The organism is Burkholderia sp. Cy-637 (assembly GCF_011753175.1).
Classification (GTDB): Bacteria; Pseudomonadota; Gammaproteobacteria; order Burkholderiales; family Burkholderiaceae; genus Burkholderia; species Burkholderia gladioli.
Genome location: NZ_VWWC01000062.1, coordinates 24001 through 36276 on the forward strand (window position 1 = coordinate 24001; position 12276 = coordinate 36276).

10 protein-coding genes are annotated in these 12276 nt (G+C 68.1%); 4 read left to right on the forward strand and 6 right to left on the reverse strand.

What is annotated here, in order from left to right; genetic code table 11:
- Positions 1 to 16 precede the first annotated feature (16 nt).
- The 6 genes from ribD to F3J10_RS17755 all read right to left on the reverse strand — a co-directional run bounded on the left by ribD (position 17) and on the right by F3J10_RS17755 (position 6947).
- Positions 17 to 1102 (reverse strand): bifunctional diaminohydroxyphosphoribosylaminopyrimidine deaminase/5-amino-6-(5-phosphoribosylamino)uracil reductase RibD, encoded by a 1086-nt coding sequence (gene ribD / locus F3J10_RS17730; protein WP_167242640.1) that lies wholly within the window; start codon positions 1100 to 1102, stop codon positions 17 to 19.
- A 65-nt stretch (positions 1103 to 1167) separates the two neighbouring features.
- A complete protein-coding gene (locus F3J10_RS17735) occupies positions 1168 to 2151 on the reverse strand; it encodes an SUMF1/EgtB/PvdO family nonheme iron enzyme (protein ID WP_167242635.1) in 984 nt (327 codons plus the stop codon).
- Positions 2152 to 2270: 119 nt separating this feature from the next.
- Entirely contained in the window at positions 2271 to 3962 is a 1692-nt protein-coding gene (locus tag F3J10_RS17740; protein ID WP_167242636.1) for a WD40 repeat domain-containing protein, read from the reverse strand.
- Positions 3959 to 4597: a GTP cyclohydrolase II gene (ribA, locus tag F3J10_RS17745; RefSeq protein ID WP_013696509.1), complete on the reverse strand. Its 639-nt coding sequence runs from the start codon at positions 4595 to 4597 to the stop codon at positions 3959 to 3961. Before ribA ends, F3J10_RS17740 begins: the two co-directional genes overlap by 4 nt.
- Before the next feature lie 121 nt (positions 4598 to 4718).
- Positions 4719 to 5471 carry a class I SAM-dependent methyltransferase gene (locus tag F3J10_RS17750; protein WP_341772810.1) on the reverse strand — a complete coding sequence of 251 codons (753 nt, stop codon included), beginning with the start codon at positions 5469 to 5471 and terminating at the stop codon, positions 4719 to 4721.
- Between the two features lie 570 nt (positions 5472 to 6041).
- On the reverse strand, positions 6042 to 6947 hold the full coding sequence (locus tag F3J10_RS17755) for a LysR family transcriptional regulator (protein ID WP_025100566.1): 906 nt from the start codon (positions 6945 to 6947) through the stop codon (positions 6042 to 6044).
- Positions 6948 to 7042: 95 nt separating this feature from the next.
- Here F3J10_RS17755 and F3J10_RS17760 point away from each other — a divergent pair, with 95 nt between their 5' ends.
- The 4 genes from F3J10_RS17760 to F3J10_RS17775 form a co-directional block, all read left to right on the forward strand.
- Complete coding sequence (locus F3J10_RS17760; RefSeq protein WP_025100567.1) at positions 7043 to 7624, forward strand: DMT family transporter; 582 nt, start codon at positions 7043 to 7045, stop codon at positions 7622 to 7624.
- A gap of 39 nt (positions 7625 to 7663) precedes the next feature.
- Positions 7664 to 8803 (forward strand): efflux RND transporter periplasmic adaptor subunit, encoded by a 1140-nt coding sequence (locus F3J10_RS17765; protein ID WP_167242637.1) that lies wholly within the window; start codon positions 7664 to 7666, stop codon positions 8801 to 8803.
- Positions 8800 to 11892, forward strand: coding sequence for an efflux RND transporter permease subunit (locus F3J10_RS17770; RefSeq protein WP_167242638.1), 3093 nt, complete (start codon positions 8800 to 8802; stop codon positions 11890 to 11892). The genes F3J10_RS17765 and F3J10_RS17770 overlap by 4 nt, the downstream gene beginning before the upstream one ends.
- Positions 11893 to 11957: 65 nt before the next feature.
- A partial coding sequence (locus tag F3J10_RS17775; RefSeq protein ID WP_167242641.1) for a TolC family protein occupies positions 11958 to 12276 on the forward strand: 319 nt, incomplete at its 3' end.

Here is a 12276-nt window from a genome sequence, read left to right on the forward strand (position 1 = left end):
TCATCGCGCCCTCACCTCAAGACACCCCCTCGAACCGCGCCAGGATCCGCAGATCCTCGCCGACTCGCTCGACATCATGGAAGCGCAGCTTCACGCGCGACTCCAGCGAGACCGGCGCGCTGAGCTCGAACATCGCCGCCGCATCGGCGCCCAGCAGGCTCGGCGCGACATAGACCAGCAACTCGTCCACCAGCCCCGCGCGCAGCAGCGCCCCGCTCAGCGTGCGCCCCGCCTCCACGTGCAGTTCGTTGTCGCCGCGCCCGCCCAGCTCGGCCAGCACGGCGGCCAGGTCGACCGAGCCGCGCGCGTTGGCCAGCGACACCACCTCGGCGCCACGCGCGCGCAGCGCATCGGCACGCGCGCGCGCCGGCGCATCGAGTTCGCCGCAGAACACCAGTGGAGGCGCACCGGCCATCAGCCGCGCCTCGTGCGGCAGGTCGAGCCGGCCGTCGATCAGCACGCACCGCGGCTGGCGCGGCGTGTCGATGCCGCGCACGTTCAGTTGCGGATCGTCGCCGCGCACCGTGCCGATGCCGGTCAGGATCGAGCAGGCCCGCGCGCGCCAGGCATGGCCGTCGGCACGCGCGGCGGCGCCGGTGATCCACTGGCTCGCGCCGTCGGGCAGCGCGCTGCGGCCGTCGAGCGAGGCGGCCATCTTCATGCGCACCCAGGGCCGAGCGCGCGTCATGCGCGACACGAAGCCGATATTGAGCTCGCGCGCCTCATCCTCGAGCACGCCGCCGCGCACCTCGATGCCGGCCTCGCGCAGCATCGCGTAACCACGCCCCGATACCTGGGGGTTGGGGTCTTCCATCGCCGCCACCACGGTGGCGATGCCCGCCTCGACCAGCCCCTTCGCGCAAGGCGGCGTGCGGCCGTAATGGCTGCACGGCTCGAGCGTCACGTAGGCGGTCGCCCCGCGCAGCTCATGGCCGCGAGCGAGCGCATCCTTCATCGCGCGCACCTCGGCGTGGTCGTGGCCGGCCGGCTGGGTGTAGCCCTCGCCGATCAGGATCCCCTGCTTGACGATCACGCAGCCGACCCGCGGATTCGGCGTGGTCGTATACAGCCCCCGCGCCGCCAGCTCCAGCGCCCTGGCCATCCAGGCGCGATCGAGCGCCTCGCGCGAGGCATCGTCGTGGACCTCGATACTGCGCAGCGCGCCGTTCATCGCAGCGTCTCCGCGAGCCGGAAGCCCATCGCGTAGATGTCGCGCTGGTAGCGTCCGTGGCGGCGCGCGCAGCGCGCCAGGTCGCCGAAGCGCGTGAAGCTGCCGCCGCGCGCGACGCGGTAGGCACCCTGGGTCAGGGCGAGATCGTCGTCGATCGCATCGCCGCCGGGATAGGCGCGGTAGTCGTCGGCGACGTATTCCTCGACATTGCCGCCCAGGTCGTCGATGCCGAACACGCTGCGGCCGGCCGGAAAGATGCCGACCGGGGTGGTACTCAGCGGGCCCGCCTCGACCGTGTTCGCGGCGGCCGGATCGAACGCGTCGCCCCAGGGATATTCGCGCGCCGCGCCGCCGGCCGCCGCGTATTCCCATTCGGCCTCGCTCGGCAGCCGGAACGCGCGCCCGGTCTTCCGCGCGAGCCAGCGCGCATAGTGGTCGGCCGCCTCGGCCGACACCGACCACACCGGATGATTCGAGCGTTCGGCCGGATAGACGCCGAAGGCCCAGGAACTCGGCAGCTTGGTCGAGCCGGTGTCCTCGAGGAACAGGCGGTATTCGAGGTTGCTGACCGGATAGCGCATCAGCGCATAGGAGGCCAGCTCGACGGTGTGGGCCGGGCACTCCTTCGCGATCCACGGCTCGATCACGCCGACCCGCTCCCACTCGGCCAGCACGCGCCCGAGCTCGGCGGGATCGAGGCCGATCCTCGCCCGCGCCGCCTCGATGCGCCGCATCACCGGCTCGAGCGGACGAATGCGCGGATCGCCGAGCAGGCCGAGCAAGGCGCCCGCCGCATGACGGCGCGCGAACGGCTGGGCGGGATCCTCGACGATCTCGACCAGGCAGGGCGCGCCGGCGCCCAGCAGGTCCTCGTGGCCGGCGAGCAGCGCGGCCGGCGTGCGCGCGACGAAGGTTTCGGGCAGGCCCATTGCCTCGCGATCGGTGAGGCGGTTCGGATTGTCAGCCAACGTGATGGTCATGGTCGGTAGCAGTCGATTGCAGGATCGGATGGGCAAATCGCGCGCGGCGCGGCAGCCGTCGCGCGCTCGGACGAAAGGCCGGCCGGCGGCCGCCGCAGCGGGCTCCGGCCGGGCCGGCTTCAGCGCGGGATCGCCGGCACGCGGTAGACCTGGCCGTCGTAGGAGCTGGCGAGGAAATGCCGCGACAGGGGATCGAAGCTCAGCGAGGACACGCCCGCCGTGCTCACGCGCGCATCGAAGCTCCAGCGGCGCTCGACGCGGTCGTAGATCGCCACGCGCCCGTAGTAGCTGCCGGTGGCGATGTAACGACCGTCGCCGCTCGCGCTCACGCACTTGATCGAATGCGTGTGCGGCGTATCGATCAGCTCGACTTGCTGGTCGGGCGACCAGATCCGCAGCTTGAGATCGCGGCTGATCGAGGCGAAGTAGCCCTCGCCGAGGCCAGCGCAGCCATTGGCGATCTTGTCGTGCGCATCGGGCAGCGTGGCGACGATCTCCAGCGTCGAGCAGCGCACCCAGGTCGCCGAGGCATCGGCCGCCACCGAGAACAGCAGGTCGCCCGAGCGCGCCACGCCCTTCACCGCGTTCGGATGCAGCGGCAGGTCGCGCACGTGCCGCACCTTGTCGCCCTCGATGCGCAGCACGATGCCCTCGCCGGTATAGGCGCCGACGATCGCATGCGTCACCCCCTCGTGCTCGAAGCTGGCCGCGCAGTTGAGCGGCGAGCGGTGCTGGTAGAGCTCGCGCCCGCTGCGCGCGTCGAACAGCTTGCCGAGCTGGCCGCCCGTCAACACCACGTCGCCCGCCACCGTCAGGAAGTTGCAGAGGCTGTGCGTGTTCGCGTGCTCCACGCCGTCGACGCGCACCACGCCCGCGTCGCCGATGGTCCAGACCTTGCCGTCGATCGCGATCGCCGCGTTGGCGCCATGGGTCGGCGCGATCTCGCTGCTGTCCCAGCGCGAAAGCTTCCAGTTGTAGCGGCGGTAGGTGGAATGGAAGGTCGAGAACACGATGTGGTCGTCGCCCTCGAACGAGCAGGAGCGCGGCCAGACCTCGGGCGGCAGTTGCGTGCCGCCGCTGGCCTCGGGCATGCCCGAGCCGACCTTCCACAGCCGCATGGTGCGGTCGTAGGACAGCGACACCAGCAGGCCGCGCCGGCCGTCGAGCACCAGGCGCTTCACGCCGGCGTCGTGCGCCTTGAGCGTGGCGCGCCGATCGCCGTCGATCATGATGATCTCGCCTTCGTCGTTGCCGGCGAAGATGCGGCTGTCCGGGGCGATCACGATGGTGTCGGTCTCGATGCCGTTCAGGTCGACGTCGCCCACCAGGCCGCCGGTGGCGAGCGACCAGCGCTTGATGGTGCCGTCGTCGCTCGACGAGACCAGCTCGTCGGCATCGCTCATCCACTCGACCGAGATCACGTCGGCGGCATGCCCCGCGAAGGTCTGCACCAGCCGGCCGGAGAAGTCATAGACGCGCACGCGATGGTCGCGCGAAGCGGTCGCCACCAGCGGCTTGGACGGATGGAACACGCTCATCTCGACGTCGTCCTCCTGGTCGGCGAACACCGCGACCAGGCGCAGGTTCGGCACGGTCCACAGACGCGCGGTGTAGTCGGACGAGGAGGTCACCACGTAGTCGCCGTTCGGCGAGAACGCGCCCTGGTTGGCGAGATGGTCGTGCATCGCGCGCGCCAGCGGCTGCTGCGTCTTCGCGTCCCACAGGATCACCTGGTTGTCGTAGCCGGCCGTCAGCACGTATTGGTCGCGATGGGCGGCGATGCCGCTGATCGGGCTGCGATGGGCAATCATTGCATTTCTCCGTTGAGCTTGATGGCATGCCGGTGCTGGGTCGCCTTCGCATGCAGGTAGCCGAAGTTGACGCTGTTGGCGAACACGCCGGTCGACTTCACCTGGCGCACCTTGATGCCGTGATCGGTCAGTTGCGCGGTCTTGTCGGGGTTGTTGGTGACCAGCGAGACCTCGCCGACGCCGAGCGCCGTGAGCATCTGGGCCGCCACGCGGAAGTCGCGCAGGTCGTCGGGGAAGTTGAGCGCGCGATTGGCCGCGAAGGTGTCGAGCCCCTGCGAGATCTGCAGGCGATACGCGTCGAGCTTGTTGTAGAGCCCGATGCCGCGCCCTTCCTGGCGCAGGTAGAGCAGGATGCCGCCGCGCTCGCCGAACAGCGCGACCGACTCGTCGAGCTGCTCGCCGCAATCGCAGCGCGCGGAGCCGAACACGTCGCCCGTCAGGCATTCGGAATGCAGGCGTACCAGCGGCGCCTCGCCGATCTTGCCGAACACCAGCGCGATATGCTCGGCGCCGTCGCAAAGACCGTTGAAGGTCACCATCTCGGTTTCAAATGCCGTCGCGCTCGAACGCGGACGAATCGGCACCTTGATGCGTGTGCGGATGCTCACGCCGGAATGATCATCGGATTGATTCATGGCTCGGCCTCTCAGGTTCAGGAGATGCGCGCGCATCGGCAGAGACGCTAGCGGGCTGCCATGCCTTGCCGATTTGCGCAGAGTCTGGACGAATGGGGCGGATCGGTCCGCCTCTGGAATATCAGGGCTTGCAAACCAGGCCGGTCTGCAGGCAGTTGTTCTGGAACACGTCCCAGAAACCAGGCGGGTGGGTGGCGATATCGTCGGCACCGAGCAGCGGCTTTTGCCATTCGAAGTGGCTAAAACCCGCCTCGGCGATCGCGCTTTCGTAATCGGCGCGGCTCCAGCGGTAGAAGCTGAACGGGCTGGGCGGCTCGGTGACGAACTCGGCATCGTGGCGATGGCCGGGGCCCCAGGGGCGCTCGTTGAGCACGTTCACGCCGTATTTCGCGAAATTGCCCTTGGCCAGCGAGAAATCGGGATCGACGGTATAGGCCACCAGCTTGCCGTCCGGCTTCAGGCTCGCGCGCACCACCTTGAACATCTTGCGCAGGTTCTCGACCGAATCCGCGTAATTGAAGAGCCAGGCGGCATTGACCAGGTCGAATTGCCCGAGCGGCTCCATGTTCGCCACGTCGCGCACGTGGAATTCGAGCGGATCGCCGTATTTGCGCGATTCCTCGCGGGCCAGGTCGATCATCTTCTCGGAGATATCCACGCCGACCACGCCGGCCGCGCCGCGCCGGTAGATTTCGCGCCCGAAAAAACCGAATCCGCAAGCCAGATCCAGCACCGACTTGCCGGAAACATCACCAATCATGTGGAAAATCGTGCGGACCTCGATGGCCCGCTGCGCGGCGGATTGCGTGAAATCCTCAAACAATCCGCCAATCGAATCGTATCGAGCTGTCGTACTCATTCGTAACCTTTCCATATCAACGGAATCACTATCGATGGGTCAATCGGCTGCCTATCCAGATTTATCGATATTCGCCTCCTCCTTATCGAGCAGATTCATGATTCGGCATGTACGCCATGAATAAGCATGACAAAATGCCGCCGCATTCCCTCGAAATGGTTTGGAATTTGACTTAATTCATTCAATGAAAGCGGATTGTATCTAAGCGAATCGGTCCCATGAAATTCTTTGGATGCATCGCCATCATTCATTTCGAGAATTTTTTACAGCCTGTCACACTTTCACTATTCGTCAGACGGATTTGCTGAATCAGATTCACGGGTGCATGCACGCATCGGCATGAGATACCGGATCGAGGCATCGCAAGCCGCCCATTCGCGATATCAATTCGCCTTATTTTTTACTTTCACGCGAAACACATAACAAAAAGCATGCAACGCAAATATCCGATTCAGGATCCGAAATAATTCGGGAATGAAAAAATCCCGTGCAATACCTCGCACGGGATCGGCAATTCAATTCGGAACAGGAAAGCGGACGCGGCGGAAAATCCGGGAAAAATCGCCTGGAGCGGCGAGCCGGGAATCAGCGGTCGCGCACCACCCGCGCAATCACCTGGCGCAGCCAGCTGTGGGCGGGGTCGCCCTGCCGGCGCTGATGCCACATCTGCTGGAACTCGAAGGACTCCACCGGAAACGGCGGGTCGAACACGCACAGCCGCGTGTCGGCGCGCACCGCGTCGAGGTTGCGCCGCGCCACCGTCAGCACCAGGTCGGTATCGACGATCAGCTCGTTGGCCACGCCCCAGTGCGGCAGGATCACCGCGATGCGGCGCTCGGCGCGCAGTTGCGCGAGCGCGCGGTCGATCTCGTTGTCGGTGCCGGCGCGCATCGCCACCAGCGCATGCGGGCGCGCCAGCCAGGCCTCCAGGTCGAGCATGCGCGAGGCCGGCATGCTGGCCGCGTCGGCCAGGCAGGCGAAGGTCTCGACGAACAGCGTCTCGGTGTGCAGCTCGGTGGACGGCGGCGGGAACACGCCGAGCGCGAGGTCGACCTCGCCGTCCATCACCTGCATGCGCATCGCCTCGCGGGTCGCCTGGCTGACCACCAGCTCGATGCCCGGCGCGGTCGCGCGCAGCATGCGCACCAGCCTGGGCAGCACGATGCGCGCGCCGTAGTCGGACATCGACACGCGAAACACCCGCTGCGCCTGCGAGGGATCGAATTCGGGCGGCTCGAGCAGGGCGCCGAGCTGGTCCAGCGCATCCGACAACGGCTGCATCAGCTCGCTGGCGCGCGAGGTCAGCTCCAGGCCGCCGCCGCGCCGCACCAGCAGCGGGTCGTCGAAGATGTCGCGCAGATGCGCCAGCGCATGGCTGATCGCGGGCTGGCTCTTGTGCAGGCGCATGGCGGTGCGGGAGATGTGTTTCTCCGTCATCAAGGCCTGCAGGGTCACCAGCAGGTTGAGGTCGATCCGCTTTAGATTATTCATGATTTGAATTACCGGGATAATTACTACGAATTTTCATTCAGATTATTAATATAAGAGAATCGGCCCGAACACAACCACCGCGTGATGAACGAACGATGCCGACCTCTCTTTCGCTCTCGACCGCCACCCTCGCCTGCGCTGCCCTGGTGGCCGGCGCCCTGGTGCCGTTGCAGGCGGGCAGCAACGCCGCGCTGGGCCGCGCGCTCGGCCATCCGCTGTGGGCCACCGTCGCCTCCCTGCTGGTGAGCCTGCTGTGCGTGCTGCCCGCGCTGTTCGTGATGCACGCGCATGCGCCGCTGCTCGGCCGCGCGACGCAACTGCCGGTGTGGATCTGGTTCGGCGGCATCGCCGGCGTGATCTACATCACCTCGGCCCTGGTGCTGACGCCGCGCCTGGGCGCGACCACCTTCATCGTCAGCGTGATCGCGGGCCAGATGCTGACCTCGCTGCTGATCGACAACTACGGGCTGATGGGGCTGCCCGTGAAGCCCGCCAATCCCGGGCGAGTGGCCGGCGTGCTGCTGATCTTCGCCGGCATGCTGCTGGTGCAGTGGTTCACCCCCGCGCCAGCGCCGCGGCCGGCCGACGGCCAAGCCGGCGCGGGCGCCGGCACCAGCGCCGAGGCCAGCCCTCATGCCGCCCGCGAGATCGAGCCGAGCGCGCATCCCCACACCTGATCCGGCCTGCGGGCCGATTTCCGCGTAGTCGAGACACCCATGAAATCGTCGCAACTGATTCTTGCCGGCACCGCCATGGCGGTGGTGTTCGGCGGCCTGTTCCTGTGGCGCAGCGGCCGCGAGGCGGTCGCCAACGAGGCGCCGCCCCCTTCCCCCCCGATGAGCGTGACGGCCAGCGTGGTGCGCGCCGGCACCGCGCCCTCCACGCTCGACGCGATCGGCACCCTGCTGGCGGTGCGGCAGGTGATGCTCGCGCCCGAGGTGGCGGGCCGCGTCACCGCGATCCACTTCACGCCGGGCAGCCAGGTCCGCCAGGGCGAGCCGCTGGTCCAGCTCTACGACGACCCGGAACGCGCCCAGCTCGCCAGCCTGCAGGCCAGGGCGGTGTTCGCGAAGAGCCAGCTGGCGCGCTCGCGCACGCTCGCGCCGGTCGGCGCCGAGCCGCGCAGCGTGTTCGACCAGCACCAGTTCGACTACCAATCGGCCAGCGCCGACGCGCGCCAGGTCGAGGCGGTGATCCGCCAGAAGCTGGTGCGCGCGCCGTTCGCCGGCGAGATCGGGATCCGCCAGGTCAATCTCGGTCAGTACCTGAACGCGGGCGAGGCCATCGCCACGCTGACCGACCTCGACACGCTCTACGCCAACTTCACCCTGCCGCAGAAGTACCTGGGGCAACTGCGCGCCGGCCAGGCCGTGCACCTGGCAGCCGATGCCTATCCGGGCCGCGATTTCGTCGGCAAGGTCACGGCGATCGAGCCGCGCGTGGGCGACGCCACCCGCAACGTGACGGTGCAGGCCACCCTGGACAACCGCGGCCATCCGCTGCGGCCCGGCATGTACGCGCACGTCACCCTGGAGCTGCCTTCGCGGCCCGACGTGCTGACCGTGCCCGACACGGCGGTGCAGAGCTCGCAGGACGGCGATACCGTCGCGGTGGTCGAGAAGCCGAACACGCAGGGCGTCGGCACCGTCGCGTTCCGCAAGGTGCGCACCGGAATCGCCGGCGGCGGGCGCATCGAGGTGCTCGAGGGGCTGCGCGCCGGCGAGGTGGTGCTGACCGCGGGCCAGGTGCGTGTCGCGCCCGGCGCGCGCGTGAAGATCGCCTACGACCGGCACGACGGCGACCAGGCCAGCCTGGCGGCCGGCCCCCGCGACACGGAAACGGAGACGGCGCAATGAACACGCACCGCTCGCAGCCGGCCTTCACCGACATCTTCATCCGCCGCCCGGTGCTGGCCCTGGTGGTCAGCCTGCTGATCCTGCTGGTCGGCCTGCGCGCGCTGATGTCGCTGCCGATCCGCCAGTACCCGACGCTGGAGAGCGCCACCATCAGCGTCGAGACCGACTACCCGGGCGCCTCGCAGGCGCTGATGCAGGGTTTCGTCACCACCCCGATCGCGCAGTCGATCGCGACCGCCGACGGCATCGACTACCTGAGCTCGAGTACCACCCAGGGCAAGAGCGTGATCAAGGCGCGCCTGCGCCTGAACGCCGACTCGAATCGCGCCATGACGGAAATCATGGCCAAGGTGCAGGAGGTCAAGTACAAGCTGCCCGCCGACGCCTACGACTCGATCATCACCAAGCTGACCGACGCGCCGACCGCGGTGATGTACCTCGGTTTCGCGAGCGACACGCTGTCGATCCCCGAGATCACCGACTACATCGTGCGCGTGGCGCAGCCGCTGGTGACCACGGTGCCGGGCGTGGCCTCGGCCGACATCCTCAGCGGCCAGAACCTCGCGATGCGCGTCTGGCTCGATGCCGACCGGCTCGCCGCGCACGGCCTCTCGGCCGGCGACGTGTCGGCCGCGCTGAAGGCCAACAACGTGCAGGCCGCGCCGGGCCAGATCAAGGGCGCGCTGACGCTGGCCGACATCAGCGCCAACACCGACCTGCAGGACGCGCGCGCGTTCGGCGACCTGGTGGTGCGCGCAGCCGACAACGGCTACAGCCTGGTGCGGCTGCGCGACGTGGCCACCGTCGAGATCGGCGGCCAGAACTACGATTCGAGCGCGCTGATGAACGGCCGGCGCGCGGTCTACATCGCCGTCAACGCGACGCCCTCGGGCAATCCGCTGGAGATCGTGCAGGGCATCGACGCGCTGCTGCCGGCGATGGAGCGCAACAAGCCGGCCGGCCTCACCATCGCCGACGGCTTCGACGTGGCCCGCTTCATCCACGCCTCGATCGACGAGGTGCGCACCACGCTGGCCGAGACGGTGGTGATCGTGGTGGTGGTGATCTTCCTGTTCCTCGGCAGCTTCCGCGCGGTGCTGATCCCGATCCTCACGATCCCGCTGTCGCTGGTCGGCACCGCCTTGCTGATGCTGCTGTTCGGCTTCTCGCTGAACATCCTCACCCTGCTGGCGATGGTGCTGGCGATCGGCCTGGTGGTGGACGACGCGATCGTGGTGGTCGAGAACATACATCGCCATATCGAGGCGGGCGAGCCGCCGGTGCGCGCCGCGCTGATCGGCACGCGCGAGATCGTGATGCCGGTGATCGTGATGACCGGCACCCTGGTGGCGGTCTACGCGCCGATCGGGCTGATGGGCGGGCTGACCGGCTCGCTGTTCAAGGAGTTCGCCTTCACGCTGGCGGGGTCGGTGTTCGTGTCGGGCGTGATCGCGCTGACGCTCTCGCCGATGCTGGGCTCGCTGCTGCTCACCGCGCAGCTCTCCGAAGGACCCATCGTCAAGCGCGTCGAACAGGTGATGGGGCGCCTGACCGGCTGGTACCGGCGCGGCCTGCGCGCCAGCCTCGGCGCGCGGCCGCTGGTGCTGCTGGTGGGCGTGGTAGTGCTGGCCGGCATCGTGCTGCTGTTCTCGGGCGTCAAGCGCGAACTCGCGCCGCCCGAGGACCAGGGCTCGATCATGGCCGTCATGAAGGCGCCGAAGTACGCCAACCTCGACTACATGGAGCGCTACGCGCCCGAGCTCGAGCGCGCCTTCCGCGCCTTCCCCGAAGCCGATACCAGCTTCATCCTGAACGGCTACAACGGCAGCAACCTGGGTTTCGCCGGCGTCAACCTGGTGGACTGGTCCAAACGCGAGCGCGGCGCGGCGCAGTTGCAGGGCATCGTGCAGAACGGCGCGAGCGCGATCGAGGGCGAGCAGATCTTCACCTTCCTGCTGCCCTCGCTGCCGGCGTCCAGCGGCGGCCTGCCGGTGCAGATGGTGGTGCGCGCGCCGGCCGATTACCCGCAGCTCTACGAGACGGTCGAGAAGCTCAAGGCCGCCGCGGGCAAGAGCGGGCTGTTCTCGACGGTCGACAGCGACCTCACCTTCGACAGCCGCGCCGTCAGGCTGACGATCGACCATAGCCAGGCCAACGCGCTCGGCGTCACCATGCAGGACATCGCCGATACGCTGGCCGTGCTGGTCGGCGAGAACTACGTGAACCGCTTCAACTTCAAGGGCCGCTCCTACGACGTGATCCCGCAGGTCGCGCGCGGCGAGCGGCTCACGCCCGAGACGCTGGCACGCTACTACGTGAAGACGCGCAGCGGCGCGATGATCCCGCTCTCGACGGTGGTGCGCGTCACCACCGGCAACCAGGCCAGCATGCTGAACCAGTTCAACCAGATGAACGCGGTCACGCTGTCGGCCGTGCCGGCGGCCGGCGTGACGATGGGGCAAGCGGTCGACTTCCTGGCCGCGCAGTCGCTGCCGCACGGTTATTCGATCGACTGGCTCGGCGAATCGCGACAATACGTGCAGGAAGGCAATCGCCTGACCGTCACCTTCGTGTTCGCGCTGATCGTGATCTTCCTGGTGCTGGCCGCGCAATTCGAGAGCCTGCGCGATCCGCTGGTGATCCTGGTCTCGGTGCCGCTGTCGGTATGCGGCGCGCTGGTGCCGCTCTACCTCGGTTATGCCACGCTGAACATCTACACGCAGATCGGCCTGGTCACCCTGATCGGCCTGATCACCAAGCACGGCATCCTGATGGTCAGCTTCGCCAACGACCTGCAGCGCGACGAGGGGCTGGACCGGCTCGCCGCGATCGAGCGCGCCGCCGCGGTGCGCCTGCGCCCGATCCTGATGACCACCGCCGCGATGGTGGCCGGCCTGGTGCCGCTGGTGTTCGCCAGCGGCGCCGGCGCGGCGAGCCGCTTCGCGATCGGCATCACCGTCTCGACCGGGATGCTGGTCGGCACGCTGTTCACGCTGTTCGTGCTGCCCACCGTCTACACCTTCCTCGCGCGCAATCACGGCGCCGTGCGCGCCTCCGAGCGCGAACGCCTGCTCGCCACCCAGCATTGAGACGCATCGTGTCCGCCTTCGCTCGCTTCGCCGTCCGCTTTCCCTTCCCCGCCCTGAAACCGTCGATGACGGCCGGCGCGGCGGTCCTGCTATTCGCCGCCACGGGCTGCACGATGGCGCCGCATTACCAGCGCCCCGCCGCACCCGTGTCGGGCAGCTTCCCGTCCGACGGCGTCTACGCGACGCAACCGGGCGCGGACGGCGCGCGCAGCGCCAGTGGCCAGGCCGCCGCCGACATCGGCTGGCGCAACTTCTTTGCCGATCCGCGCCTGCAGGCGCTGATCGAGATCGCGCTGAAGAACAATCGCGATCTGCGCGTCTCGGTGCTCAACATCGAGGCGGCGCGCGCGCAGTACCAGATCACGCGTGCGGGGCTGTTCCCGA